Annotated in this window: 23 protein-coding genes and 2 riboswitches; of the genes, 11 read left to right on the top strand and 12 right to left on the bottom strand. The window is 67.1% G+C overall.

Annotated features, from left to right (window positions below; genetic code table 11):
* Positions 1–40 precede the first annotated feature (40 nt).
* Entirely contained in the window at positions 41–1,528 is a 1,488-nt protein-coding gene (cls, locus tag AC3A3W_RS10900) for a cardiolipin synthase (protein ID WP_487442703.1), read from the bottom strand.
* A 94-nt stretch (positions 1,529–1,622) separates the two neighbouring features.
* Between cls and AC3A3W_RS10895 the strand changes: the two genes are divergently transcribed.
* On the top strand, positions 1,623–2,555 hold the full coding sequence (locus tag AC3A3W_RS10895; RefSeq protein ID WP_487442701.1) for an aminodeoxychorismate lyase: 933 nt from the start codon (positions 1,623–1,625) through the stop codon (positions 2,553–2,555).
* A gap of 356 nt (positions 2,556–2,911) precedes the next feature.
* Positions 2,912–4,006 (top strand): EAL domain-containing protein, encoded by a 1,095-nt coding sequence (locus AC3A3W_RS10890; protein WP_487442700.1) that lies wholly within the window; start codon positions 2,912–2,914, stop codon positions 4,004–4,006.
* A 49-nt stretch (positions 4,007–4,055) separates the two neighbouring features.
* Here AC3A3W_RS10890 and AC3A3W_RS10885 read toward each other — a convergent pair whose 3' ends face one another.
* Genes AC3A3W_RS10885 through AC3A3W_RS10875 form a run of 3 tightly spaced genes read right to left on the bottom strand, consistent with a single transcriptional unit; the run spans position 4,056 to position 8,048 of the window.
* The gene (locus AC3A3W_RS10885; protein ID WP_487442698.1) at positions 4,056–5,102 is read right to left on the bottom strand and encodes a PLP-dependent cysteine synthase family protein; all 1,047 of its coding nucleotides are present in this window, start codon (positions 5,100–5,102) and stop codon (positions 4,056–4,058) included.
* Positions 5,099–6,748, bottom strand: a complete 1,650-nt coding sequence (locus AC3A3W_RS10880) for an aromatic amino acid ammonia-lyase (RefSeq protein WP_487442696.1) — start codon at positions 6,746–6,748, stop codon at positions 5,099–5,101. Before AC3A3W_RS10880 ends, AC3A3W_RS10885 begins: the two co-directional genes overlap by 4 nt.
* A gap of 4 nt (positions 6,749–6,752) precedes the next feature.
* Positions 6,753–8,048 carry an NtaA/DmoA family FMN-dependent monooxygenase gene (locus AC3A3W_RS10875; RefSeq protein ID WP_487442694.1) on the bottom strand — a complete coding sequence of 432 codons (1,296 nt, stop codon included), beginning with the start codon at positions 8,046–8,048 and terminating at the stop codon, positions 6,753–6,755.
* A gap of 187 nt (positions 8,049–8,235) precedes the next feature.
* Positions 8,236–8,349: riboswitch (SAM riboswitch) on the top strand.
* A gap of 13 nt (positions 8,350–8,362) precedes the next feature.
* Here AC3A3W_RS10875 and AC3A3W_RS10870 point away from each other — a divergent pair.
* From AC3A3W_RS10870 to AC3A3W_RS10860, 3 genes are read left to right on the top strand one after another with little or no spacing between them, the layout of a single operon-like run.
* The gene (locus AC3A3W_RS10870; RefSeq protein ID WP_487442692.1) at positions 8,363–8,671 is read left to right on the top strand and encodes a DUF1737 domain-containing protein; all 309 of its coding nucleotides are present in this window, start codon (positions 8,363–8,365) and stop codon (positions 8,669–8,671) included.
* Positions 8,668–9,078, top strand: coding sequence for a rhodanese-like domain-containing protein (locus AC3A3W_RS10865; RefSeq protein ID WP_487442690.1), 411 nt, complete (start codon positions 8,668–8,670; stop codon positions 9,076–9,078). The genes AC3A3W_RS10870 and AC3A3W_RS10865 overlap by 4 nt, the downstream gene beginning before the upstream one ends.
* Positions 9,079–10,287 carry an O-succinylhomoserine sulfhydrylase gene (locus AC3A3W_RS10860; protein WP_487442688.1) on the top strand — a complete coding sequence of 403 codons (1,209 nt, stop codon included), beginning with the start codon at positions 9,079–9,081 and terminating at the stop codon, positions 10,285–10,287. It begins immediately after the preceding gene.
* A 37-nt stretch (positions 10,288–10,324) separates the two neighbouring features.
* Here the strand turns inward: AC3A3W_RS10860 and AC3A3W_RS10855 are convergent, their stop codons facing one another.
* Together AC3A3W_RS10855 and AC3A3W_RS10850 are read right to left on the bottom strand one after the other, a co-directional pair.
* Complete coding sequence (locus AC3A3W_RS10855; protein ID WP_487442686.1) at positions 10,325–12,526, bottom strand: PKD domain-containing protein; 2,202 nt, start codon at positions 12,524–12,526, stop codon at positions 10,325–10,327.
* 177 nt (positions 12,527–12,703) lie between these two features.
* The gene (locus AC3A3W_RS10850; protein ID WP_487442684.1) at positions 12,704–13,009 is read right to left on the bottom strand and encodes a DUF1905 domain-containing protein; all 306 of its coding nucleotides are present in this window, start codon (positions 13,007–13,009) and stop codon (positions 12,704–12,706) included.
* A 73-nt stretch (positions 13,010–13,082) separates the two neighbouring features.
* Between AC3A3W_RS10850 and AC3A3W_RS10845 the strand changes: the two genes are divergently transcribed.
* Positions 13,083–15,677 carry an AMP-binding protein gene (locus AC3A3W_RS10845; protein WP_487442682.1) on the top strand — a complete coding sequence of 865 codons (2,595 nt, stop codon included), beginning with the start codon at positions 13,083–13,085 and terminating at the stop codon, positions 15,675–15,677.
* A gap of 16 nt (positions 15,678–15,693) precedes the next feature.
* Here the strand turns inward: AC3A3W_RS10845 and AC3A3W_RS10840 are convergent, their stop codons facing one another.
* From AC3A3W_RS10840 to AC3A3W_RS10830, 3 genes are all read right to left on the bottom strand, one after another.
* A complete protein-coding gene (locus AC3A3W_RS10840) occupies positions 15,694–16,347 on the bottom strand; it encodes an aspartate/glutamate racemase family protein (RefSeq protein WP_487442680.1) in 654 nt (217 codons plus the stop codon).
* A 213-nt stretch (positions 16,348–16,560) separates the two neighbouring features.
* The gene (locus tag AC3A3W_RS10835) at positions 16,561–17,796 is read right to left on the bottom strand and encodes a glutamate--cysteine ligase 2 (RefSeq protein WP_487442678.1); all 1,236 of its coding nucleotides are present in this window, start codon (positions 17,794–17,796) and stop codon (positions 16,561–16,563) included.
* A gap of 117 nt (positions 17,797–17,913) precedes the next feature.
* Entirely contained in the window at positions 17,914–19,437 is a 1,524-nt protein-coding gene (locus AC3A3W_RS10830; RefSeq protein WP_487442676.1) for a UDP-N-acetylglucosamine 1-carboxyvinyltransferase, read from the bottom strand.
* 272 nt (positions 19,438–19,709) lie between these two features.
* Between AC3A3W_RS10830 and AC3A3W_RS10825 the strand changes: the two genes are divergently transcribed.
* Positions 19,710–20,675: a hypothetical protein gene (locus tag AC3A3W_RS10825; protein ID WP_487442674.1), complete on the top strand. Its 966-nt coding sequence runs from the start codon at positions 19,710–19,712 to the stop codon at positions 20,673–20,675.
* 39 nt (positions 20,676–20,714) lie between these two features.
* On the opposite strand, the gene AC3A3W_RS10820 is transcribed toward AC3A3W_RS10825, so the two are convergent.
* The 3 genes from AC3A3W_RS10820 to AC3A3W_RS10810 are packed head-to-tail and all read right to left on the bottom strand — an operon-like array spanning position 20,715 to position 23,772.
* Positions 20,715–21,518, bottom strand: coding sequence for an energy-coupling factor transporter transmembrane component T family protein (locus tag AC3A3W_RS10820; protein WP_487442672.1), 804 nt, complete (start codon positions 21,516–21,518; stop codon positions 20,715–20,717).
* Positions 21,515–23,152, bottom strand: coding sequence for an ABC transporter ATP-binding protein (locus tag AC3A3W_RS10815; protein WP_487442670.1), 1,638 nt, complete (start codon positions 23,150–23,152; stop codon positions 21,515–21,517). The genes AC3A3W_RS10820 and AC3A3W_RS10815 overlap by 4 nt, the downstream gene beginning before the upstream one ends.
* Entirely contained in the window at positions 23,152–23,772 is a 621-nt protein-coding gene (locus AC3A3W_RS10810) for an ECF transporter S component (RefSeq protein ID WP_487442668.1), read from the bottom strand. Before AC3A3W_RS10810 ends, AC3A3W_RS10815 begins: the two co-directional genes overlap by 1 nt.
* Before the next feature lie 71 nt (positions 23,773–23,843).
* Positions 23,844–23,985, bottom strand: a riboswitch (TPP riboswitch).
* A gap of 85 nt (positions 23,986–24,070) precedes the next feature.
* Between AC3A3W_RS10810 and AC3A3W_RS10805 the strand changes: the two genes are divergently transcribed.
* From AC3A3W_RS10805 to AC3A3W_RS10790, 4 genes are all read left to right on the top strand, one after another.
* Positions 24,071–24,622: a heme-degrading domain-containing protein gene (locus AC3A3W_RS10805; protein ID WP_487442666.1), complete on the top strand. Its 552-nt coding sequence runs from the start codon at positions 24,071–24,073 to the stop codon at positions 24,620–24,622.
* A gap of 36 nt (positions 24,623–24,658) precedes the next feature.
* Positions 24,659–24,922, top strand: coding sequence for a DUF4235 domain-containing protein (locus AC3A3W_RS10800; RefSeq protein ID WP_205652710.1), 264 nt, complete (start codon positions 24,659–24,661; stop codon positions 24,920–24,922).
* A gap of 24 nt (positions 24,923–24,946) precedes the next feature.
* The gene (locus AC3A3W_RS10795; protein ID WP_487442664.1) at positions 24,947–25,222 is read left to right on the top strand and encodes a hypothetical protein; all 276 of its coding nucleotides are present in this window, start codon (positions 24,947–24,949) and stop codon (positions 25,220–25,222) included.
* A gap of 203 nt (positions 25,223–25,425) precedes the next feature.
* Positions 25,426–26,661, top strand: coding sequence for a TerC family protein (locus AC3A3W_RS10790; RefSeq protein WP_487442662.1), 1,236 nt, complete (start codon positions 25,426–25,428; stop codon positions 26,659–26,661).
* The last annotated feature ends 7 nt before the right edge of the window (positions 26,662–26,668 follow it).

Below are 26,668 nucleotides of genomic sequence, written 5' to 3'. Positions count from 1 at the left end.
GGCCGCGGGGCGTTAACTGTACGTTCGCGCTTAGCTGCGGTTACTGGACCGTGGCGGTGAGGCGGGCCACGTTGTCCACGTACCGCGCCGCGAGGGGCCGCCGCATCCAGTCCTCAAGCCGGAGCTCGTGGGAGATGTCGCGGTAGGTGTCCTCCACTTCGCGCATGCTGTTCACCGTCTCGGTGCCGAGCAGCATCACCGACACCTCCATGTTCAGGGAGAAGGAGCGCATGTCCATGTTGCTGGAGCCGAGGACGGCCACCTCGTCGTCGATGGTGAAGTGCTTGGCGTGCAGCACGAACGGCGCCTTGTAGAGGTAGATCCGCACCCCGGCTTCCAGCAGCGCCTGGTAATAGGACTGCTGGGCATGGTGGACCAGGAACTGGTCGCCCTTTTCGGAGACGAAGAGTTCCACGTCCACCCCCCGCTGCGCCGCGGTGGTGATTGCGTAGAGCAGGGAATCGTCCGGCACGAAGTACGGGCTGCAGATGGAGATCCGGTGCTGGGCGGAGTAAATGAGCGTGTTGAACAGCCGGAGGTTGTTCTCGGTGCTGAAGCCGGGACCGCTGGGAACTACCTGTGCCGTGACGTTGCCGGAGTCGGTCCCCTCCGGCAGTTCCAGCTGCGCCTCGAGCTGGGCCTCAAGCGATTCGTCCGTCTCGCTGAGCCAGTCGGTGGCGAAAACCACGTTGAGGGTGGGCACGATGGGGCCGCGCAGCCGAGCCATCAGCTCCACCCATTCACGCCCCACCTTCCGGTGCTTGGGGTTGTTGTAGGAGGGCTCGATCAGGTTCTGTGACCCGGTGAACGCCACCTCCCCGTCAATCACCATGATCTTGCGGTGGTTCCGGAGGTCCGGCCGGCGCCACTGGCCGTGGATGGGCAGCAGCGGGAGCATGCGCCGCCACTGGATCCGGCTGGCCTTGAGGCGTTTGAGGAGCCTGTTGTAGCCCTTGATCCGGAGGGTTCCGATGTGGTCGAACAGCACGCGGACTTCCACGCCGCGGTCGGCAGCGTCTTCCAGCGCCGTGAACAGCTCGTCCGTCACGTGGTCCGTGCTCATGATGTAGAACTCGGCGTTGATGAACCGTTTGGCTTTCCGGATGTCCTCGGTCATCGCCCGGATGGAGTCAGGGTAGCCCGGGATGAGTTCCACGGAGTTGCCGTCCACCAACGGGATCGAGCCCAGGCGCCGGTTGAGTTCGGCGGCGGACTTGACCCATTCGGGGCCGGGATAGTCGCTTCCGACGTCGGACAGTACAGACGTGCGGGCCCGCACCCTTTCGCTGACCAGCTGCTGCTGCTCCACGCGTCGCCGCGACAGCCGGAAGTTGCCGAACAGCAGGAAAAGGATCAGGCCCACGGCGGGCACAAAGAAGATGCCCAGGAGCCACGCCATGGCCGTAGTGGGCCGGCGGTTGCCGGGGATGATGCCCAGGGCGAGCACCCTGATGATGAAGTCCGCGGCGCTGAGAACGAAAACCAGCCACGCCGGCAGGGTTCCGGCGAGCGGAAATGGCCACAACACTGGTGAACCCCCCATTGTTTCTTGCCCTCGGAGCCATTCCGGAAGGGACGGTCCAGCACAGCCTATCGGGGACTGGCCGCACTAAGCTTGAGGCATGACTTCTCCTGCCTCCGCCACCGTGCTGGTGTTCCTCGACCCGGACTATGAGTTCGGCCGGATTGCCGATCCCACCCAGCCGCAGCTGATGGCCACCGATCTGGGCGCCACCCGCGGTGACGGCGTATTCGAGTCCATGCTCGCCGTGGCCGGCCGGACCCGTAAAGTCCAGGCGCATCTGGACCGGCTGGCCGGTTCTGCCCGCGCACTGGACCTCGACATCCCGGACCAGGCTGCGTGGCGACGCGCCATCGACACCGGTGTTGCGGCGTTCCGTTCGGATAACCCCGCTGCCTCACCCGATGAGGACGAGGCCGTGGTCAAGCTCCTGGTGACGAGGGGCGTCGAGGGCGCCCCGGCACCCACGTGCTGGGTCCAGGTGTCCCCCGTCGGCGCTGCCGGCCGGCGCCAGCGCGAAGCGGGCATCGACGTCATCCTGCTGGACCGCGGCTACGACAGTGGCGCCGCCGAGCGCGCCCCCTGGCTTCTGATTGGCGCCAAGACACTCTCCTATGCCATCAACATGGCGGCCCTGCGCCACGCCCACAAGCAGGGTGCCGACGACGTCATTTTCACTTCCTCCGACGGCCGCGTGCTGGAGGGGCCGACGTCGACCGTCCTGCTGGCACAGGTCGAAGAGGCCGACGACGGTGAAACGGTCAAGCGGCTCATCACGCCCCAGCTGGACAGCGGCATCCTTGCGGGCACCTCCCAGGGTGCGCTGTTCGCCGCCGCGAAGGCGGCCGGCTGGGAGCTGGGCTACGGTCCGCTGGAACCCCAGGACCTGTTCGATGCCGACGCCGTGTGGCTGATTTCCAGCATCCGGCTGCTCGCACCGGTAAACCATATAGACGGGAAAGAGATCGGCACGCCTGCCCTGAAGAAGCAGCTCACGGCCGAGCTGGCGGAACTGTTCGCGTGGGTCGAGTAATGCGTCGCCGCCTGCCATCCGCAGCGGTGCGGGTGACGAATAACCGGCATGAGCAAGGCGGAAAAACAAAACCTGCGGTACTGCGACTACTACTGCTTCATGTCATTGGCTGACTTCACAGCATGGGTGCAGGATGACAGCGGCACTGAACCGGACATGTCCTGTACGTGACCGCCGGCGCGGTCCCGTACCCGCGAAAACTCGCACGTGAAATGTGGGTTCCGCAAAAAACAGACAAGTCAGAGGCAGTCGTTGTACTCTTCTAGAACGGTCTGACCGGCTCATCCCGAGGGGATGGGCGGGGCAGCCCCGGGTTCCGGGCTCAGCCGGGACCAGTAGCCATAAAGGAATAGCCGATGTCCAGGGATGAATCCTCCCTTCCTGCACTGACAAACTCACTACCCGAGGGCTTGGGGGCCCAGGCAGCGACGCCAGGGGACGTGGGTGAAATAACCGTGCGCTGGCAAGCCCAGGAAATTATCGATGTGCTGCTGGCGGAGTCCGATCCGGACAGCCAAAGGACCCGGATGCGGCTCCGTGATCTGGTCGCGGCGCATCCCGACCATCCTGAGCTCGCCCTCCTTGAGCACCTGAAAGTGACCACGGCACTCACCAATAACGAAGGCGGGGCCGTAACCGTCGAGCCTTCCCGCGCCGCGGAGGTCCCCGCACCGGTTCCCTTCACGAGGCGCAGCAGGAACAGGATCGAAGCCGTCCTCGGTGACAAGATGCTGATGACTGCCTTCCAGCCCGTCCGGCAGCTTCCGGATGGGCAGGTCATCGGCGTCGAGGCCCTGACACGCTTCGTGAGCGATGACGGCGCCAGCGCCGACCACTGGTTCAACGAGGCGGAAGCGGTGGGCCTGGGCGCCGACCTCGAAATCGCCGCCCTCCTCAGGGCACTCACAGCGGCGCATTCCGTGCCCGAGCCGCTGTTCATTGCCCTGAACCTCACGCCTGCCACCTGCCTGGATCCGCGCATCTACGGACTGCTGGAGCACTCCCAGCTGCCGATGGACCGGATCATCATTGAGCTCACCGGCCAGGTGGCCCCTGACCAGTATCCGTCGCTGAGCGCGGCCCTGGTACCGCTCCGCAAGAGGGGGCTCCGCCTTGCCGTCGACGGCGCCGGCGCCGGCTTCACGTCGATGGACCAGATTCTCGAGCTGAGCCCCGACATCATCAAGCTGGACCGCCGCTTCATCGAAGACATCGAGCACTCCGAAGGGCAACGGCTCCGGGGCGCTGCCATGGCGGAACTCGCACACTACATCGGTGCGGAGCTCACGGCGGAAGGCATTGAAACTGTCGCGGAACTGAGCGCGGTGACGGAGCTGGGGATGACAGCGGCCCAGGGGTACCTCTTGGGCCGGCCGTCGGTGCATCCGCTGGACTGGAACTCCTGGATCCGCTCCGAAAGCGAAACCTCTGTAGGCGGCCCTGCTTCCTGACCGGGAAAGGCTTCCTGACCGGGAAGGGCCTCCGGCGCCGGCAGCGGACCTAGTCCTCCGACAGGTCCGTGGCCAGGCGGATGTGGTTATCCGCCAGCCATTCGGGGTTGAAGGCCTTGCTCAGGTAGTTGTGTCCGGTGTCCGGCGCGATGGCCACCACCACCGATCCGTGCGGGGCGGCCCGTGCCACGCGGAGTCCTGCCGCCACAGTCAGCCCTGAGGACGGGCCGAGGGACAGCCCCTCCTCGTTGAGCAGCCGGTGGGCTGTGGTGTACACCTCGTCATTCGGGATGCGAAGGAACCGGTCCAACAAGCCCGGGTCAAAGACCTTCGGCCAGTCCGGTTTGGGCCAGGAGTTGCCCACGCCGTCCACCAGGATCTGGCCAGGATGCCCTCCGCTGTAAACCGAGCCGTACGGATCGGCGCCGATCACCTCAACATGCCCGGCTGACTTTTCCTTGAAGTACCGCCCGTTGCCGGTGATGGTCCCGCCGGTGCCGACCCCGGCAACGAAGTGCGTGATCCTCCCCGCCGTCTGCTCCCAGATTTCCGGCGCCGTCCCCTCGTAGTGGGCCATCGGGTTGGCCGGATTGTCGAACTGGAGGGGCCGCCACGCACCCGGAATTTCCCCTGTAATGCGCGCGGCCACCGCCCGCGCATTCGCCGGGGAGTCCGACGGCGCACTCCAGTCCGTGAAAACCACCCGCGCACCGTAGCGCTCCAGCGCCTCCAGTTTTTCCGAGGAAATGGAATCACCGGTCACCACCACCACGGGATGGCCGGTAAGCGCCCCGATCAGCGCCAGCCCGATCCCCGTGTTCCCGGAGGTGCTCTCCACGATCGTGCCGCCGGGCTGCAGTTCCCCGCTGCGTTCGGCCGCACGCACCATGCTCAGCGCCGTGCGGTCCTTGATGGAGCCACCGGGATTTTCCGATTCCAGCTTGACGAAAACCGTGCTGCCCAGGCCCCGGCTCAGCGCCTCCAGTGGAACGAGCGGCGTGTTTCCGACACGGGCCAGCACAGCACCGGCGTCGGCCCCGAGGTCCGCGGCTGCCGCCGCGTGCCGCGGCCCGGGCCTGCCTGTCACAGTGCTCATGCTTCGCCTCCTGTATCGTCCGTGTCCCCCTGCTGCTGGAGTTCCGGCAGGATGGCCAGCAGTTCCCGCAGTGCATCGCGTCCCCGCTCCACAAGCGCCGGAGCCGGCAACTGTTGGGACAGCAGCTCGGCAAGACGGCCTACGACGGCGCCGGCCCCCTTGCCGAGCGGTCGCGCGTCCGCTGCGGATCCGCTTCCGCCGGTCTCCGCAGCCTGCGCTTCCGCCAGCAGGTAGGCCGCTGTGAGTGCCTCAATGGTGAGCAGCTTTCCTGCGGCCTCCACTGAGCGCTCCAACAGCTGGAGCGCGAGCGGTGCCAGGGTCGAGTGGTCCTCCACATCGGCCGAGAGCGTGGGCGCCCCCAACGTTGCCGGTGCCGCGAGGAATTTCAGTTCAGCCAGCAGCCCCGCGGCCGAATACCAAAGGAGCCCCGGCAGCTCCTCGGTCGCCAGGGGCGTGCCGCTTCGGGCTGCCTCCAGGTTCAGCTGCCGGATGAGCCGCTGCGGCGGATAGAGCTTGGCGATGCGCCGCTCACTGCTGATGCCCACGTGGGCGAGCCCCAGCCGCAGCGCCTCGAAGGCGAGGGCCAGCTGCATCGGCTGGAAGTTGCCGCCGGACACCATCCGGCCGGAGGACAGCTCCGTCAGCGGGTTGTCGCCGCGGCCGTTCAGCTCGACTTCAAGGGCGCCGGCCAGGGCGGTGACCTGGGCACGGAACGCGCCGTGCGTCTGCGGTGCGGCGCGGAAGGACAGGGCGTCCTGCACCGACACCTCACGCCGCGGATCCTCCAGCCAGCCTCCGCGCACCAGCCGCCGCACGTTCGCGGCCGAGATCCGCTGGCCGTCCACCGCCTTGGCCGCCTGCACTGCCGACGAAAACGGGCTGAGGTTGCCGCCGCCGTCGTACCGCCCGGTGGCCTCCAGCGACAGGGCGAGGGCGGTGTCCGCGAGGTCTGCCAGTTCCAGCAGCCGGCCAAGCGCCAGCGTGCCGGCGCCAATCGAGTAGGAGTTGGCGCTGACCAGCGCCAGAGCCTCGCCCGCGGCAAGCACCAGCGGCTCGAGGCCTGCCCCGGCGAGCGCGGCGGCGCCGGAAATGATGCTTCCGTCAGGGGCCAGGGCCTGTCCTTCACCGATGGCGACGGCGGCCACGGCGGCCAGCTGCGTCAGGTCCGAGGAGCCGACCGAACCGTCGCGGGGAACGGCGGGGACCACTCCCCGGTTGAGAAGTTCCGCATAGAAACGGGCTGTTTCCGGGCGGACCCCGGAGCCGCCGCGGGTGAAGCCGATCAGCCTCGCGAGGATCACGGCGCGGACTTCCTCCGGAGCGAGCAGGGCGCCGATCCCGCTGTGGTGGTAGCGGACCACCTGCACCTGGTAGTCAAGGATGGATTCCTCCACCACGGCCGTGTCCCGGCCCGAGCCCAGCAGGGTGTTCAGGCCGTAGACCCTGTGGCCGGAGTCGATGGCGGCCTGGACCACCTCACGGGAGAGGCCCATCAGCTCCATTGCATCAGCGCTCAGGATGACTTCGACCCCCGGATCGGCGGCCACCTTCGCCACGTCGGCTGCCACCAGATGTGCCGTGCCGATCAGGAAGCTGGCACTTTTGGCTTCCCGCAGCAGGTCGTCAGACGCTCGTGGCCCGGCCATGGCACTAGAAGTCCAGCAGGTTCCGGCGGAAGCCGCCGCCGCCGTAGCTTGTCCGCAGCAGCCCGCGACGGCGGAGCACCGGAGCCAGTTTGTCCAGCACGCCGTGCACGGTGGCCGGGTCCACGAAGCCGGAGAAGAGGAAGCCGTCCCCACCCACCGCGGCGCCTGTTTCCTCCAGGTGGTCCGCGATCTCCTCGGCCGTGCCGATGATGCTGTCCCCGGCGCCGCCGCTGCGGGCCCGCAGGATCTCGCGCAGGGTCGAGCCCGGCGGCGCCGCCTTCGAGAAGTGTTCCAGCGTGCCCTGGTTGCTGTTGGTGGTGAGCTCCGGCAGCGGCTCGTCCAGGTCGAACTGCTTGAAGTCAATGACCGACAGGTATGAGATCGAATTGAGCTGGCTGTCGATGTCACGCTGCGTCAGCTCCTTCCGCGCGGCCCGCAGCTCCTCCGCCTCGGCCTGTGAACCCACCACGGTGGGTTTGAGCACGAACAGCACCTTGACGTCGTCGGGGTTCCGGCCCGCCTTGGCAGCTTCGGCCCGGATCGAGTCGCGGTAGGCCTTCATGCCGTCCGAGCCGCGGGCCAGCGCAATGGCCACGTCCGCGTTGCCTCCCGCAAAAGCCTTTCCCCGAGGGGATGCGCCGGCCTGCACCAGCACGGGCTCCTCGGGCAGCGGGGCCGTGTTCAGCGGGCCGCGGACCCGGAAGAACTCGCCGCTGTGCCGGATCGGCCGCACCTTGGTGTGGTCGGCGAACACGCCGGCCCGGGCGTCCTCCACGATGGCGTCCTGGTCCCAGCTGCGCCAGAGCTTCCGCACCACGTCCACAAATTCCTCCGCCTTCTCGTAGCGGAGATCGTGCTCGATCTGCTGGTCCAGCCCGTAATTCTGCGCGGCAAGGTCGCTGCCGGAGGTCACCACGTTCCAGCCGAGCTGGCCGTTGGAGAAGTGCTGCAGCGTGGCCAGCAGCCGTGCCGCCGTGAACGGCGGATAGAAGGAGGCACTGACGGTGGGGACGATGCCCAGGTGCTCCGTGGCGGAGAGCAGGTAGGGGACCAGTGCCAACGGATCGTGCTTGGGTGCAAAGGAGGCCTGTGCCAGGCTCACCTCCGCGCTTCCGCCGTATGTGTCCGGGACGGTCAGCGAGTCCTCGATGATGAACAGGTCCAGGCCGGCCCGCTCAAACTCGCGCACGGCATGCTGGTACAGCTCGGGCTTTTTCCAGTCGTACCCGATCCCGTAACCGGGCGTCCCCCAGCCTTGGACCCCGAACCCATGGCCCACAAACCATCCAAAGTGCAGCATGGGACCGACTCTATTGGCACTCGACTCGTTCACTGTTGCCTGGTTTCATCCGGCGTTACGGCGGTTCATCTCCCGTCATTATGCACCCGGGCCGGATCTTTGTAACCGAAGCTGCAGGCCCCCAGCATTACGGAACATGACGACGGCGGCGGTGCGCGCCGCCGTCGTCGGTGTTACGTTTTTGAGGAGTAATGAGAATCGGCGCCAAGCCCTGACTGGCCGGTCGGCAACCCTCCCTCGCGGCGGGGTGCCTCAGGTGAATACTCGGCATATCGACCACTTCGAGCTGCAAGCGTGAGAGAAGGAGAGCCGTCATGACGGACGCGCCCGCCGGCGTTACCCTGCCGACCCCGCAGGATAAACCTGAGGAGAAACTGCCCTACCGCCTGATCACGGGACCGGACAACCGTTCCTTCTGTGAACGCATTTCAGACGCACTGGCCGAAGGGTATGTGCTGCACGGCAGCCCCGCGGCCGCGTTCAACGGCAGGGACGTGATCGTGGCTCAGGCCGTGATCCTCCCCCTCGCGGTCGCCACCGCTGATGCCGCCGTGGCCACCGCCGTGGACCAGCTGGACTCGGACGAAAACCTCGACGCTGAAGCATTCGAGGGGCACGCGTGAGCTACGCCGGAGACCTGACCCCGCAGGAGGCATGGGCCAAGCTGGAGGAAGGCGCCATCCTGGTGGATGTCCGCACCGAGGGCGAATGGGCGCACATCGGCATGCCGAACACGGCTGCCACAGAGAACGATCCTCTCTTTATCCAGTGGACGTTCCCCGGCGGCATCCCCAATCCCGAATTCATTGAGCAGCTGAAGCAGCAGGCTCCGGAGGACGACGGCACCGAGCTGGTGTTCCTGTGCCGCTCCGGTCAGCGGTCCATTGCCGCCGCCATCGCAGCGACCCGGGCCGGCTTTACCTCATACAACGTGCTCGAAGGCTTCGAGGGCGAACCCGACCGGTACGGTGAACGCACCGTCAACGGCTGGAAGAACCGCGGGCTGCCAACAAACCTGGGAAAGAACTAAGTGACCTTCAATCAAGATGCCGCCGGCTGGAGCCCCGAGACCCAGGCCGTCCGCGGCGGGCTGGACCGCACCAACTTCCAGGAAACCACGGAGCCGATCTTCCTGAACTCCGGCTTCGTCTACGAGTCCGCGGCCGCAGCCGAGCGCGCCTTCACCGGCGAGGACGAACGCTTCGTCTACTCCCGCTACGGCAACCCGTCCGTGGCCACCTTCCAGGAGCGCCTCCGCCTGCTCGAAGGCACGGAAGCATGCTTCGCCGCGGCGTCCGGCATGTCCGCCGTGTTCACCGCCCTGGGCGCCCTGCTGGCCGCCGGGGACCGCGTGGTGGCCGCCCGCTCACTCTTCGGCTCCTGCTTCGTGATCCTCAACGAAATCCTGCCGCGCTGGGGCGTGGAGACCGTGTTCGTCGACGGACCTGACCTGGAGCAGTGGAGGGCGGCACTCTCGGTGCCCACCACCGCCGTCTTCTTCGAGTCGCCGTCCAACCCGATGCAGGAAATCGTGGATATCGCGGCGGTCAGCGAACTGGCCCACGCTGCCGGCGCGACCGTCGTCGTCGACAACGTGTTCGCCACTCCACTGTTGCAGCGCTGCGGCGACCTCGGCGCGGACGTGATCGTCTATTCGGGGACCAAGCACATCGACGGCCAGGGCCGCGTGCTGGGCGGCGCCATCCTGGGCACCAAGGAATTCATCGACGGACCGGTCAAGCAGCTGATGCGCCATACCGGGCCCAACCTGTCGGCGTTCAATGCCTGGGTCCTCACCAAGGGACTGGAAACGATGGCGCTGCGGGTGAACCACTCATCGGCCACCGCGCTGCGCCTCGCCGAATGGCTGGAGGACCAGCCGGCCATCAGCTGGGTCAAGTACCCGCTGCTGAAATCCCACCCGCAGTACGAGCTTGCCGCCAAGCAGATGAAGGCCGGGGGCACGGTGCTCACGCTGGAACTCGCGACAACGGCCGGCCAGTCGGCCAAGGAAGCCGCCTTTGCGCTGCTGGATGCCCTGAAGATCATCGACATCTCCAACAATCTGGGAGATGCCAAGAGCCTCATCACCCACCCGGCCACCACCACCCACCGGGCGATGGGGCCGGAGGGCCGCGCAGCCATCGGGCTCAGCGACGGCGTGGTGCGGCTGTCCGTGGGCCTGGAGGATCCCGACGACCTGATCGGAGACCTTGAGCAGGCGCTCAAGCAGATCTGAGTCCTTGAGCTGACAGCGCGCCCTGCCGGGCGTCCGGTCAGCCTGCCGGCCTTAGGGCGGTCCGCCAGGCTGCGGCCGCCTTGGCCGCGCTGAACGTCCAGGTGGCGGTGCCGGCAGCGCCGGCCGTGGCCTGCGGCTGGTCTGCCTGCTGGGCGATCTGGCCGTTGGCCGCCTCCCACCGCTCCGTCCATCCCGTAGGCGCCGTGGCCCCCGGGATGGCGGTGTCGAAGCCGACGCCGCCAATCAGCCGGGCGCCGTTCCTGGTGGTCGTGACGCTGGGGACCGTGATGCTCGTGGCCGTGTACGTCGCGTTGACCGCTGTGGTGACCGCGCTGTCCAGAGGCGTCGTATTGCTGACCCCGTCGTAGGCGGTGATCCCGCCGCCCCACTTCACGGCCTTGCTCAACGTCCAGGTGTAACTGGCAGGATCGCCGGAACCGACCACGCGGTAGTAGGCGAACACTCTGGCCCCGGTGGTGGTGGTGCTGTTGATGCTCAGCCCGTTGACGATGGCGGTCCAGCCGGCCGGGACAGCCACCGTGGGGTTCAGGTCAGTGGTAAAGGAGGCGACCAGGACGTCCCCGGCTGTGCGTCCGGTAGGGGCGGGCAGTGAGACCGTGCTGGTGGCCGTTGTGGCATTTGCCGTGCTTGAGCTGCGGGCGGAGATCCCCGGGCTGGTGCCGCCGGACGGGTCCACCGTGATCGTTCTGGTTGTGGACGAGGAGCCCTCCGCGTTCCTGGCCGTCAGCCGTGCCGTGTAGGTGCCGGCCGCGCTGTAGGTATGTGACGGGTTCCGGCTGGTTGAGGTGGAGCCGTCACCGAAACTCCAGTCCCATGACGTGGGCGACCCCGTGGATGTATCGGTGAACTCCACCGTCAGCGGTGCCGTGCCCGATGTCGGAGTGGCGGTGAAGGATGCCGTCGGCGCCGTGGGACCGGGAGGGTTTCCCGAGCCGAGGCTGCGGTCGGAGAACCAGTAGCGCTTGGTGACATTGTTGCTGGCCATGACGACGATCCCGGTGGCGGCATTCACACTCTGCTTGGTGCTGGTGACGTCGTTCATGTTGGCCGAATTGGCGTCCTGGATTACCGGTGTTCCGCGGCCGCTCCCGAATATCGGGTTGTCCATCGAGGCAGTCTTTTCATAGATGCTGCCGGCAACGCCGGAGAACGGACAGCCGCTGACCGACGTCGACGGTGCAGTGTGGAACGCGCGGACCCGGTTGTTCTCGGTATCGAGCATGATCTGCGGGCGGGAGACACAATCCCCGGTCCTGGCGATGGTCGTCTGGCTGAAGGAAGCCGTGGCGGGCTTGAACACCACCAGCACCAGCTGGGCCAGGTTCGGGTCGCTCGAACCGTCGTTGAGGCTGGTCTTCACCGCGGCGAACACCCGGCCGGAAGGGTCAGCCTGCAGCGTCTTGATGTTCAGGTGGTCATCGACCTGCTTGTTGCCCTTGATGGCTTCCCTGACCTTCCACGATGACGCCGTCCTCGCACTTCCGTCGTCGTCATGGGTGGCCCACCACGCGGTTCCAGTGGCCTGGTCGGTCCACATGATCCCCACTTCATCACCGCCGAAGGCGACGATAGCGGACAGGTCATCGGGCGTCGGGTGTGGATCCGCGGCCCCCGGCACCACGAACGGCACTCCCCAACTTGTCCCGCCGGGCGCGGAGTTGTTGACAAAGACAGTGCTCGTGCCGCCGGACACCTGGGTCCAGCTGGCCCAGACTACTCCGGTGGAGTCCTTGGCAATGGTCAGGGACTCGCTGCTGTTGTTCGAGATCGTGGTGGGAAAGCCGCTGCTGCGCGTGTAGGTCCCGTTTGAGTAGCTGTACCTGTAGAGGCGGGCCGGCAGTCCGGCCGCGGACGCACCGGCGGTCACCACGTTCGAGGCGATGTACAGGTGTGTGCCGTCCCACAAGGTGTCCGAGGACGTGCTGGCCCGGCTGTCGCTGCGCACTCCGGTGTCCACCCACGTGTCGGTGCTCCGGTCCAGCCGGTAGATGCTCCACCCGCTGCCGGTCGTCCACATGTTCGCCCACCAGGATCCGTCGTTCCACCACAGCTTGCTCTGCGGTTTGTCCGCGGTCGGCGGATTGCTCACACCGGAATACGCAATGCTGGGAGTGCCCACCGTGGCCGCCTGGGCCGGGCCCGCGACGCCCACCAGGCCCGCCGCTGCGACGACGGACAGGGCGAGCAGATGGCTGAGCCAGCGGAGCGGTTTCTTCATCGTCAGCGCCGTTTCTTCGTGGGGCGAAATATACCCCATCATGCGCCTGCGGGGTCGGGGAAAACCCTTGAAAACCTTGGAAGTTAAACCGGTGAGCGGACTGCTGCCCACTCGAATGGGGGGGGTTGTTTGCCTGTCTCGGGCCATGCCTGCTCTGAAACGCCCAGCAGGGCGCTGTCAGGCATCGCCCTCGACAGTGACCCGGACCTCCACCTCGTCCCCGGTGCTGAGGCGCGCGGCGGTCCGGACGGCCTTTTTCACGGGCAGCAGGTAGGACCCGCTCTTGGCGTCGGGGAAGAGGGAGGTCTGCCACGCGTGGCCGCCGATCTCGGCCGTCACCCTCACCGAGCCGAAACCCTTGCGGAGCAGGGCCGTCGTCTCACGGATCTCGTCCGCGACGTCCAGCGGCAGGGTGATGAAGTGCCAGCCCGCTTCCCCGGGGTAGAGCCACAGTTCGGCGCGAAACGTATACGAGGTGGTCACGGTCCGAGTATGGCACTTCGTCACAATAGTTGTTGGATTTAATTAGGTAAGGCTCAGCTAATAAAATCGCCGAATGACCACGCAGCTTGATTTCGCGCGGGCGTCCTTTGCCGCGGATCTGGCAAATTATGGAGACAGCCCCGCCATTCTCTCCGCCGACGGATCTCTCACCTACCGGGAGCTGGCAGACCGCGTCACCGCGATGGCGCTCCGCCTAGGCCCCGTCCGCCGCCTGGTGGCGCTGGCGGCCGCCAACGACCTTGACTCGCTCGTGGCGTACCTGGCCGCCCTCACGGCCGGCCACCCGCTGATCCTTTTGCCTGAAGACAAGCCTGCAGCCCTCGATTCGATCGTCGCGGCGTACGATCCCGACGTCGTCCTGCGTCCTGGCGGGGGAAGCACGGCCCTGGAGGAGCGCAGGCCGGGCACGCTGCACGAACTGCACCCCGACCTCGCCCTGCTGCTCAGCACGTCGGGCTCCACCGGCTCGCCCAAGCTCGTGCGGCTGTCCCACCAGAACCTGCAGGCCAACGCCGAGTCCATCGCCGAATACCTGCGCATACGCTCCGGGGACCGAGCGATGACCACGCTGCCGATGTCCTACTGCTATGGGCTGTCGGTGATCAACAGCCATCTGCTCCGCGGCGCCGGGCTCGTTCTCACGAAGCTGTCCGTGGTTGACCCCTGTTTCTGGGATCTGTTCCGTCACCACGGTGCAACGTCCTTCGCGGCAGTTCCGTACACGTTTGAACTCCTGGAGCGGGTCGGCTTTTCCGACATGGCACTCCCGGGCCTGCGCTACGTCACCCAGGCCGGCGGCCGCCTCGCGCCGGACAAGGTGCGCAGCTACGCCGAGCTGGGACGCCGAAACGGCTGGGACCTGTTCGTCATGTACGGCCAAACGGAGGCCACCGCCCGGATGGCCTACCTGCCGCCGGAACTGGCCACCACCGTGCCCGGCGCCATAGGCATCCCGGTACCCGGCGGGGATTTCCGGATCGACCCTGTCCCCGGGCTGGCGGACGGGGAACTCGTGTACACCGGACCGAACGTCATGCTGGGCTACGCAGAACACGCCGGCGACCTGGCGGCTGGCCGGACCATCGCCGAACTGCGCACCGGGGACCTGGCCCGCAAGCACCCCGCCGGAGTGTACGAAGTGGTGGGCAGGCGCAGCAGGTTCGTGAAAATCGTGGGACTGCGCGTCGACCTCGGGCAGGTCGAGAGGATCCTGGCCGACCTCGGAGTCCAGGCCGCCAGCGCAGGAACGGACGATGGCCTGGTGGTCGCCGTTGAAGGCGACCACGACACTCGGTTGCTGGGCAAGGTCCTGGCGCAGGGGCTGGGGCTGCCGCGGACGGCACTGGAGATCCACGCCGTCGAACACCTCCCCCGGCTGGGCACCGGCAAACTGGACTACCCCGCGGTCCTGGCCCTCCGACAGCCGGCGGCGGGACCGGCCGGGACGGCTGAACCGGCGGCGGGCCCCACGGGCGCGGCCGTAAAGGGCGCGGCCGTAAAGGGCGCGGGGAACGTCAGGGCCATCTTCGCCGAGACGCTCGAATGTACCGACGTCGGCGACGACGATACGTTCGTAAGCCTCGGCGGCGACTCGCTGTCCTACGTGGCGGCTTCCGTCAGGCTCGAACAGGTGCTGGGCCACCTACCCGCAGACTGGCATGTCACGCCGGTCCGCGATTTGGAGCCGCGTCCGCGCAGTGCGCCGCGCCGAAAGATCCGGCGGTTTTTCGCACCGCTCGAGACCGGCATCGTCCTTAGGGCGGTCGCGATTGTGTGCATTGTGGGCACGCACGTGGGTCTGTTCAGCTGGCAGGGCACTGCGCACGTGCTCATGGCCGTGGCGGGCTACAACTTCGCCCGGTTCCAGGTTGCCGGGGCGCGCCTTCCCCGGCTGCGACGGCAGCTCACCAGCCTGGCCAGGGTGGTGATTCCCAGCATGGCCTTTATCGCCGTCGCATATCTGGTCACCGACCGCTACAGCCTCGCCAACATCCTGCTGCTCAACGCCATCATCGGACCGGAAGCGGTGACCACTCAGTGGCATTTCTGGTTCGTCGAGGTGCTGGTGTACATCCTGGTAGCGATGACGGCACTGCTCGCCATCCCGTGGGCAAGCCAGGCCGAGCGGCGCTTTCCACTGCTCTTCCCTCTGGCGCTGACCGGCGTGGGGCTGCTCACCCGCTTTGAGCTTGTCGATCCCGGAGTGCCGAACACCGCCCCCGCGCTGTGGCTCTTCGCCCTGGGGTGGGCCATCGCGCGGACCCGGAACGTGGGCCAGCGGTGCGCGGTGTCTGTCCTTGCAGTCCTGACCGTCCCGGGATTCTTCGAGAACGCGACCCGCGAGGGGACGCTGCTCGCCGGGCTCCTGCTGCTGATCTGGCTGCGCAGCATCCCTGTACCCAGGGGCCTGCGGGGGCTGACCGTCATGCTGGCCAGCGCCTCACTCTACGCATATCTGGTCCACTGGCTGGTCTATCCGCCGCTCGCCCCGGTCAGTCCGGCGTTGGCTGTTGCTGCCTCGCTGGCCGCCGGCGTGGCGTACTGGGCGCTGTCCATGCGCGTGATGGGCGTCGTGAGCCGCTGGCGGATCGTCCGCAAAGGCGCCTCCGCCGGGCACCGCAGCGCGGCCGCGGCGCAGGCGGCGTAGCCGGCCGCCTGGCCATTTAGACCGGCTGCAGCTCCCGTGCGGCCACCGCGGAGATGAGCATGGAGCCGGCGGCCATGACGGGGTCAATCACCGGTATCCCCAGCCGGCGCCGCAGAACGTCCGCCATTCCGATGCTTGTCAGCCCGGTACTCGCCTCAACGATGACGTTTGCTCCTGCGTCAACCAGCATGTGGGCCGCGGCCAGGGAGTCAAAAATGCCTGTCGGCAGGAGGAAGCCCTCTGGCGTCTCCACACTCCCAGGACCGTCGATCAGCAGCATGCGGTCCCCGAGTGCCTCGGAAATCGGACCAGGCACGGCGTCTTTGAGCCCCAGCACGCCCACGCGCCCGCCGAACGTGAGCGCGGCCGCCGCGGCAGCGGATCCCGCGCCGATCACCGGGATGCCCACCACGGAGCGCACCTCGGCCAGGCCGGGATCGGCAGCGCAGCTGACGATCAGGGCGTCAACGTCGCCGGCCATCTCGAGGGCCAGCTCCACAACCTTTGGAACGGCCGCCCGGAGCGACTCCTCGCTGTAGACTCCTGACGGCTGGTCGGGAATGCACCGCGACGTCGCATCGAAGCCGAACGAGTCCTGCAGCAGCTTCCCGTGCGAATTGAGCAGACGCCGGTCTGACGTCGTCAAAGCCCGGATGATGCCTACACGCATGATTCATGCCTTCCCCGAATGGATCCTGTGGTTCCACCGTAGCCAGCCAATATTTCCTGCGGTTTGCCGGGAAATGACCGTCGGAAACACGAACGCCACGTCTCCCCGCACCTTTCCGCAACCCACCGGAACGGCGCGAACGTACACTTGAGGCCCCAAAGTCCGTCCGCTTTGGGGCCTCAAGTGTACGTTCGCGCTTCCGGGATCAGGGGATCAGGGCTGGCGGACGCGCAGCAGCTCGGGCGCCGGCTCCGAGTCCGGATCAGCGTGGCCGGTCGTCCCCCGGAGTGTGGCGCGCACGGCATGCGCGACAACGGCACCCAGCCCGCCGTCGTCGGGCGCGCCTTTCTCCAGCACCGTCCGCCGCACGCTGCGCTGCTCCGCTGCCCCGGTTCCGCGCTCCAAAATCGATGCGACCCCCGAGCGGACAAGCTCCAGCTCACCCTGCTCAGTCAGCACAGGTTCCAGGTAATCCACCAGGGAGTTCACGACGTCGGCGGCCGGCGCCGGGCGGAAGCTGCCGAAATCCAGCAACTCACCGCACAGACCGAAATTGCTGGCCTGCCACGAGGCCATCCTCAGCAGTACGGTGGGGACCGGCGCGGGTTCGACCCCTTCGAGCGCTTCCCTGCCGGCTGATTCCACCATCGCCCGCACCAGGACGGCGATCAACGCTGCGTCCTCGGCGCGGAGGCAGACGTCGGCGACCCTGACCTCCACGGTGGGGTGGTTGCGGGACAGCCTCGCGTCAAAATAGATCATGCCCTCGTCAAGCATCACGCCGCTCTCCAGCAGACGGGTCACCACCCGCCGGTATGCGGAGAGGCTGCCGTAGATGCCTGAGGGGCCGGCAGTCGGCCACCGGTTCCAGGCTTGGGTCCGATAACTCTCAAAACCGGTTTCCAGCCCGTTCCAGAACGGCGAGTTGGCGCTGATCGCCGTCAGCACCGCCAACTTGTCCCGGATCCGATCCAGAATGGCCACGCCCTCATCCTGGGATTCGATGTAGGTGTGGACATGGAAGCCGCAGGTGAGCTGCTCCCGCGCTGTGAGGCCAAAGCGCTCCAGCATGCGCGCGTAGCGCGGGTTCGGTGTGGTGTGGCTGGCCAGGGCGAGCGGGGAGGTGGCCAGCGCAGCCACCCGCGCACCCTGCTTCTGGGCGGCCGCATCCGCCATGGCACGGCCGGCGCGGATCTGCCGGAGCAGTTCGTCGTAGTCCAGGCACGGGCGGGTCTGGGTTTCGATCTGCTCTAGCTTGAGCTCGAAGCTCAGGCCCATCTCGCTGTCGTCGAACCCGGTTTCGCCCTCGGGCTCTGGGAAGCGCGGCTTGTCCGGGGCGTCGTCGGCAGCAAGCTTCCGGCCGGCAAGCAGGGCGTCAGCGAGCGCGAGTGGCTCCCCGGTCTTCGGGTCCACAATCAGCAGTTCTTCCTCGACCCCAAAAGTCCGCATGCCTACATTGTCCGTCAGACCAGCCAAAACGTCCCGGACATGACGAAGCGCGAACGGACACATAAGGCCCTGGTCCTCCGTGTTCGCAAGGGCTTAAGTGTCCGTTCGCGCTCCGGGTCAGTCCTGGAAGTACTCGATCTTGGCTCCGATGGTGTTCAGGCGCTCGGCCAGGTCCTCGTAGCCGCGCTCAATCACGTAGATGTTGCGCAGCTCGGAGACGCCCCGCGCCGCGAGCATGGCCAGCAGCAGGCAGGCGGCCGGGCGCAGGGCAGGCGGGCAGCCCACCTCCGCGGCGCGCCACCGGGTGGGGCCGTTCACGTAGATGCGGTGCGGGTCCAGCAGCTGCACGCGAGCCCCGAGTTTGTTCAGCTCGGTGAGGTAGATGGCCCGGTTCTCGTAGACCCAGTCATGGATCATTGTCTGGCCCTCCGCGTTGCCCGCGATCACGGCGAAGAACGGCAGGTTGTCGATGTTCAGCCCGGGGAACGGCATGGGGTGGATCTTGTCCTCCGGCGCCCGCAGCTCCGAGGGCTTGGTGGTCACATCCACCAGCCGGGTGCGGCCGTTGCGGGCCGTGTACTCGCCTGACACCTCCAACTGCTGGCCCATCTGCTCCAGCGTGGCCAGTTCGATCTCCATGAATTCGATGGGCACGCGGCGGATGGTCACCTCCGAGTTGGTCACGATTCCGGCGGTGATGAGGCTCATTGCCTCAATGGGGTCTTCGGAAGGGAAGTATTCGATGTCGACGTCGATGGTCGCCTTGCCGGTGATCTTCAGCGTGGTGGTGCCGACGCCCTCGATCTCGACTCCCAGCCTTTCCAGGTAGAAGCAGAGGTCCTGGACCATGTAGTTGGGGCTGGCGTTGCGGATGACCGTGGTGCCGCAACGGTGGGCGGCAGCCATGATGGCGTTTTCGGTGACGGTATCGCCGCGCTCGGTCAGCACGAAGGAACGGTCGAGGACGTCGGAAGGGGGCGCCTGGACGGAGTAGAAGCCTGCGGTGGCTTCCACGGACAGCCCGAACTGCCGCAGCGCCTGCATGTGCGGCTCCACCGTGCGGGTGCCCAGGTCGCAGCCGCCGGCGTAGGGCAGCCGGTATTCATCCGCCTCATCCAGCAGCGGGCCAAGGAGCATGATCACGCTGCGGGTGCGGCGCGCGGCCTCAACATCCATGGATTCCAGGTCCAGCTCGGCGGGCCGGCGGAGACGGAGATCGTTGTCGTTAAGCCACGTGCACTCGACGCCGATGCTGGTCAGCACCTCGACGATCCGGTTGACTTCCTCGATGCGGGCCAGGCGGCGCAGGGTGGTGGTGCCGCGGTTGATAAGGCTGGCGCAAAGGAGGGCGACGCCGGCATTCTTGCTGGTGTTGACGTCAACGGAGCCGGAGAGTGTCCGGCCGCCTTCCACCCGGAGGTGGGTCATCTGGGACTTGCCGAGGTTGACGATGCTGCGGCCGAAGATCGTCTCCAGGCGCTGGATCATCTTAAGGCTCAGATTCTGCTTGCCCTGCTCCATTCGTGCCACGGCGCTTTGGCTGGTTCCGAGTTCAGCAGCGAGCTGCCCCTGGGTCCAGCCCTTCTCTCCGCGGGCGTCGCGGAGCAGGAGGCCAACGTGTTCGGCAGTCTCTTGTGTCATGCATCAAAAATATCATAGGTGATCTATTACAGCGAGGAACGGACCCTCTACGCCGGGAGAATGGCCCGGCGGGCGGCACGATACCCGCCTCATGCGATAAATGCCAGTTTGCCTGCTGGGGCCGCGACAGTACGGGAGCTCCAGCCGCCGAGTGGCGGGCACGCACCCTGCCACCAGTGCGCTGCGCTTGCGCGGGGGCCTTGACCGAGGAACGACTCGGGAGCAAGCTAGCACTTAGCGGTTGCGGCCGGATTGAGGAATGGGAGGCCGCCGTGTCCTTTTTCAGTTCCGCGGCGCTCCGCAACAAGCGCCCAACCAGGCAGCAGGCCACCGCCCTGCTGTCCTTCCTGATCGCGACAGCGGTGGGATTCGTTCCCGGCCCCCGCCTGGACGACGGCTCGCCGCCACCGTCATCCGTGGCCCAGCCGTCCCCGGCGGCCTCTGCCACCGGCCCTGCTCCGGCGGCCACCCCCGGTCCGACGTCCTCGGTGCCGGCCCCGGCCACGCCGGGGCAGCCTGCTGGCCCATCTTGGGGCGCTGCACCACTGCTGGGCAACGACGTTTCCTGGCCGCAATGCACCGTGGCGCTCCCCGAGGACCCGGCCTTCGCGATCGTCGGCGTCAACAACGGGCTGGCCAACACCACCAACCCTTGCCTGCACGAGCAGTTGGAGTGGGCAGAGACCGCACTCGGCGGGACGGCGCAGCCTGAGGTCGCCCTGTACGTGAACACGGCCAACCCCGGCCATGACGGATCCTGGTGGCCGACAAGCAACGACTACGGCGGCCAGACTGTTGCCAACCCCTACGGTACCTGCACCGGCGGGGAAGACGCAGCCTGCGCGTACATGTACGGCTACGCCAAGGCTTTCGACGACGCCTTCCTCCGCACCGTCGCGGACCCGGAGGAGTACCTGTGGTGGCTGGACGTGGAGACCGGCAACACGTGGTCCCGCGACCAAAACGCCAACAGGGCAGACCTCGAAGGCATGGCGGATTTCTTCCACAGCATAGGCGCGGAGGTGGGCATCTATTCCACAGGCTCGCAGTGGGGGCAGATCGTCGGCACCGTCAGCGAAGACAGCAGCCTCTACAGCCTGCCCAGCTGGCTCGCCGGTGCCCACACAGTGAACGGAGCCAAGAGCAACTGCTCACTCCCTCCCCTGACCTCCGGCGGCAAAGTCACGCTCACACAGTTCGTCGCCAAGGGCTTCGACTACAACTACTCCTGCATCTAGGAACGGCCCGAGCGGCACGGAGACGCGTGGAAAGGAGCCCTACGGCCCCTCCAGCCACACCATGTTCCACGTGCCCGCCCACACGGCGGCAACCACGGCGCCGGCCGCGATTGCCAGTCCCCCCAGCAGCACCCAGACATCCAGGCGGCTGTAGGTTGATTCGCGGGCCCAGGTCCTGCCCGCGCCGCCGAAGCCGCGCGCTTCCATGGTGACGGCGAGACGGGTCGCGCGCCGGATGGCCTGGACCAGCAGCCCGAAACTTTGGCCCAGGGTGGCGCGCAGCCGCTGCCACGGGTTGCCGCGGGACCCCACGCCGCGGGCGCGCCGGGCCATGCCGATGGTCTGCCATTCCTCCGCCATGAGGCCCACGAGGCGCATGGCCGCCAGCGTTCCCAGGACGAAGCGGTGCGGCAGGCGGGCCTTCTGCGCCAGCGCATCGGCGAGGTCGGTGGGGTCGGTGCAGCTCATGAGCAGCACCGCCGGCAGCGCAATGGCCAGGCCCCGGAGCAGGAAACCCAGCCCCAGCTCAAGGGAGCCTTCGCTCATGGACCAGATGCCGACGTCGAGCAGTATCCCTCCGCTGTCCGGCGCGAGGATGGACGTGCTCCAACCGCCCACGGCGGCCGCGACGATCAGCGGCCAGCCGCGCTGCCAGAGCAGCGTGAATGTCAGGCCGGCCAGCGGGAAGAGCAGCAGTTCGCAGGCCAGTGCCACGGAAGCGGACATCCAGTCGATGGACAGCGCGAGGACCAGGGTGATGAGGAAGACGGCCGCGAGTTTGGCCAGCGGGTTGGCTCGGGTCAGCAGGGCCCGGTTCCCGGCAATGGTCAGGGCGGCCCTCATGGCGTGGCCGCCTTCGGCGTCCCGACGCCGGACGGACCCACGCCGGGCACACGGAGTTCGGGTGCGCCCAGCTTGAGCTCGGTGCCGCCCAGCACCTGCGTGAATTCCTGGTCGTGCGTCACGGACACCACGGCGGTGCCGGCGTCGAGCAGTTCGGACAGGAAGGAGGCAAGCTCGGCCCAGGTGTTGGCGTCCTGGCCGAACGTCGGCTCGTCCAGGACGAGGACCTGCGGATGGGCCGCCAGGACGGTGGCCACCGAGAGCCGCCGCTTTTCCCCGCCCGAGAGCGTGTACGGATTGGCGTCCACGAGGCCGGTCAGGCGCAGCCTTTCGAGCAGTTCGTCCACCCGCTCTTCGCCGTGGCCCAGGTGCCGCGGGCCAAACTGCAGCTCGTCCAGGACCCGGCCGGTGACGAACTGGTGCTCGGGCTCCTGGAAGACCGTGCCGATCCTGGCGATCAGCTGCTCGGCCCGCCACTTGTAGGGGTCGATCCCGGCTCCGCGGCTCAGCTCCACGGCAGCGGACACCTTGCCGTCGACAGGAGGGAGCAGGCCGGCGAGCGTCAGCGCGAACGTGGACTTACCCGCACCGTTGGCCCCCGTGATGGTCAACGCTTCACCGGCGCGGACCTGCGCCGTGATGTCCCGCTGCACCGGCGGCGGCGGAACGGACGTGAAGCCGCGTCTCCGCGGACGCTCGCGGGAAACGCTGACACCCTCGACCGCGAGGAGCAGCTGGCCAGGCGCGACGTCCGGCTGGATCCCGGCGCCGGCGAGGCCGCCGGGCGACCGGTGCCGGGTGGGCGGAACGTAGCCCGGAACCCACACCCCGGCGGCGATCAGCATCTCGCGCGCCTGCACCAGGACCTGGTCGGGAGTGCCGTCGATCAGCACGGCCGGCTCGGTGGCGGAGCCGGGCTGCAGCACGATGATCCGGTCCACGAGGTCTTTCCACACCGCAACGCGGTGCTCCACCACCACCAGCGTTGCGCCGGTCTTGTCGAGGCAGCGGCCCACGGCGTCGCGGACCTCCAGGACGCCTGCCGGGTCCAGGTTGGCGGTCGGCTCGTCCAGCAGGATGAGGCCGGGGCGCATCGCCAGGATGCCGGCCAGCGCGAGGCGCTGCTTCTGGCCCCCGGACAGGGCCGACGTCGGGTGGTCCAGCGGCAGGTGTGCGAGCCCGACGTCGTCCAGCGCCTCGTGCACGCGGCGCCAGATGGCGTCACGGGGCACCGAGAGGTTTTCGGCGCCGAACGCGACGTCGTCGCCGAGGCGGGAGAGGACCACCTGCGTTTCGGGGTCCTGCTGCACCAGTCCGGCGCGGCCGCGCTGGGCGCGCGGCGGCTCGCCGTCGATCAGAAGGCTGCCGCTCTCGTCCGCGTCGCCGCTGTCGGCTGACCCGCCGTCGTCGGCTGTGCTGCTTCCCGAGGTGCTGTCACCCAGCACGCCGGCAAGGGCGTGCAGCAGAGTGGATTTGCCGGCGCCCGAGGGTCCCAGGAGCAGCACCCGCTCCCCCGGGCGGATGTCCAGGTCCAGGGCGTTGACGGCAGGCCTGGTGCGGCCGGCGTGGCGCCAGCCCCAGCCGCGGGCGGTGACCGCGGCTGGGCGGACCCCGCCGTCGTGTTCTGCGGGCATCAGTTGAAGACGGGCTCCGTGGCTGCCTTGCGGGACGCGAACGAGCTCAGCACCCCAGTCCTGGCCAGGCCGCGGGTGGCGATCCAGGACAGCGCACCGGCGATGATGGCGCCCGAGATGGCGGTGAAGATGATGTAGGCCAGCTTGTCCCCGGCCGCGTAGGCGATGTTCCAGCCCCAGGGAGCGAACGCATCGTTCAGGCCGCAGAACAGCCCTGCGCCCGCGCCGGCAAGCAGCGAAACGGGCAGGTTGAACTTCTTGTACCTGAAGGCTGCGAACACGAGTTCCGCACCCAGGCCCTGCAGGATGCCGGAGATCAGCACGGTGGTGCCGTACTGGGATCCCATGATCAGCTCACCGGTGGCGGCCACGGTTTCGCAGAACAGTGCCGCGCCGGGCTTGCGGATGATGAGCATGCCGAGCACCGCCGGGATCATCCAGCCGCCGGCGTAGAGGCCGGTAAGCGGCGGGTAGACCGCATTGATGGGGGCGGAGATGAGGTTGGCGCCCTGGGACCAGGCCCAGAAGATGACGCCGCCGGCGACGGCGATCAGTGCCGCCACGACGATGTCGGCCACGCGCCAGTTGTAACCGGTTTTCTTGATTGCTGCAGTTGTCATGATGGTCCTCCTGAGGATCAGGAGGGGAAAGCGCTCCCCGGCTGCGGGCGGTGGGACTGCCTGCTGCCGGACACTCTGAGAACTCGACTCCCTTGCGCCGGTACTAGCCGGATCAGGTTCGAGGGTCTGCGGCTGTCCGCACTCTCAGCGCCCTTCCGCGGTTCGCTGGCAATGCCAGTGATGCCCGACGGCGGCGCTCCCCTGTCGTAATAAATCTGCCCTTGTGGGCTGATCCAGTTTACACCGGGACAGCCCCGGCTGCCCGGGGCGGCAGTCACATTCCGGGTACATTGGGGCCATGACGCATGAGGATTCCGGCAGCAAAGCCGCGCCCGCCTTTGACCCCGACTCTCCGGAGCAGCAGCCGGGAGGCGCCCTGGAGGCCATGATCGGCCGGATTGAGGGGGAAATGGCCGAGCTACAGTTCCCCCGGTTCAGCAAGGATGATGCCCTGGCGCTGGGGCTCCAGCTGGTTGAAATGGGCAAGGAAGGCAACCTGCCGATTGCCATCGACATCATCAAGGGGGACCAGGTCCTCTTCCATGTGGCGCTCGAGGGCGCCACACCGGACAACGAGGGCTGGGTGCGGGCCAAGCAGCGGACCGCGGCGCGCTACGAGGAGCCGTCCCTGCTGGTGGGCCTGCGCGGCCGGCTGGGCGGGGGCAGGATCGAGGACAACGCGTGGTTCGACCAGTCCACCTACGCTGCCCACGGCGGGGCCTTCCCCGTGTACGTGCGCGGGGTGGGAGCCGTAGCGGTGGTCACGGTCTCCGGGCTGCCGCAGGTGGCGGACCACGACCTGGTAGTTCAGGCGCTGCGGGAAATCCACCGTTCCATGCGGCTAGGCTAGGGGAAGACCAGTATTCGTGACGCAAGGAGTTCCGGAATGAGTTTCTTCATCAAGCTGCTTGGCACTGGCGTCAGCCTGCTGGCAGGATTCGCCGGCACCAAGGCCGTGGATACCATCTGGGAAAAGGTCACCGGCCGGAAGCCGCCCAAGGGCGACAAGGACGACGTCCCCACCACGCTGCGCACCGCCCTGACGTTCGCCCTCATTTCCGCATCAGTCAGCGCCGTCATCCAGGTGCTGGCCAACCGCGGCACGCAGCGGGCCATCACCCGCTTCGCCAAGTCCCAGGACATCGTCTAGCGGCAGGGCCGGCGGCGCTGCCGCGTGCTGCGCAAATTCTTCCCTAGTCTTGACCAAACGCTGCAGCCAACCGCCGCAAACCTTGATCGGGGCCACACATCATGGACGCAACAGGCAACCAAAACCTCGACTGCGAAAGTGATGATCACCGTGGCGACGAAGGCAGAAAAATCGAACTACCGCTACAGCGACTTCTACTGCTTCATGTCGCTTGCTGACTTCACCACCTACATCTCCCGTGATGACGGTGACGGTGACGGTTGCTTTTCAATCAGCGGCAGCCGCGAGCCTGCTCTCTAAGGGACGTTCCTGGCCAAGGGGATTCCTGACCGCCAGCCCTGGCCTGGCTGCTGTTCCTCCGCTGTTCCTCCGCATCAAGTTCAGGGCGGAGTACGCCGGAGCCGCAATAGGGGGTAGCCTGTCCGCAAGGCGGGAAGCGGTGCAGCTCCCGTACGCGCTGCATCATCCTGCCATGCCTTCATTGGCTACTGGGAGCAGGAATGATGGACGTTCCTCCACTGATATGGGTGCTGACCGTCGCAGGAATCGTTGCGCTGCTGGTCTTCGATTTCATTTTCCACGTCCGCCGCGCGCACATTCCAACGCTCAAGGAAGCGGTCATCTGGTCTTCGGTCTATGTGGGGATCGCGCTCTGCTTCGGGCTTGGAGTTTTCGTCTTCGGAGGGGCATCCCCCGGCGCAGAGTATTTCGCCGGATACATCACCGAGAAGGCACTGTCGGTGGACAACCTGTTCGTCTTCCTGGTGATCATGAACAGCTTTGGGGTGCCGCGCGAAGACCAGCAGAAAGTGCTGCTGTTCGGCATAGCGTTTGCGCTGGTTGCGCGCACGGTCTTCATTCTCCTCGGGGCTGCGCTGATCACCACCTTCGCCTGGGTCTTCTACCTCTTCGGACTGATCCTGCTGATCACCGCGGGCAACATGTTCAGGCCCGAGGGCACGGAGGAAAGATCCGCGGACAACATCATGACGCGGCTAACCCAGCGGCTGTTTCACACCGCTGACTACTACGACGGCGACAGGCTGTTCACGCTGCAGGACGGCAAACGCACCCTGACGCCGATGCTGCTCGTGATGGTTGCCATCGCCGGCACCGACATTCTCTTCGCGCTGGATTCGATCCCGGCGATTTTTGGCCTGACCCAGGACGTCTTCATCGTTTTCACGGCGAACGCGTTCGCACTCCTAGGCCTTCGCCAGCTGTACTTCCTGATCGACGGCCTGCTGAACCGGCTCATCTTCCTCTCCTACGGCCTGGCGCTGATCCTGGGATTCATCGGCGTGAAACTCATGCTCCATGCCCTGCACGAAAACAACGTGCCGTTCATCAATGACGGCGAACCCGTGCCGGTAGTCGAGTTCGGTACTGCCCTGTCGCTGACAGTGATCATTGCCGTGCTGGCCGTCACCGTCCTGGCGTCCCTGCTCAGTCCGCGCGGGAAGGTTCGAGCGGCCGTTTCCGCCGCCCGCCGCGATGTCGTCAACTACCTGGACCCCGGTTACACCGCGGACCCAGGGGAACGGAACCGGATCTTCGCCAAACTGCTCGCGGAAGAGCAGCAGCTCCGCAGGACCGGACCCAAACACCGGCAACAGGCAAAGGACGAGAAGGAAGTGATGGACCTGATCGCCCAGGCCCGCCGGCAACACGATGAGAACACACCGGAGGACCGCCCAAGGCCGGGCCGCTTCGACGGACCGGACAACGGCAGCCGTTGAGCCAAGC

This window comes from Arthrobacter sp. Soil_N43 (assembly GCF_057655195.1).
The sequence above is the reverse complement of the archived record's forward strand: the minus strand, read 5'-3'. Positions and strand labels throughout refer to the sequence as shown.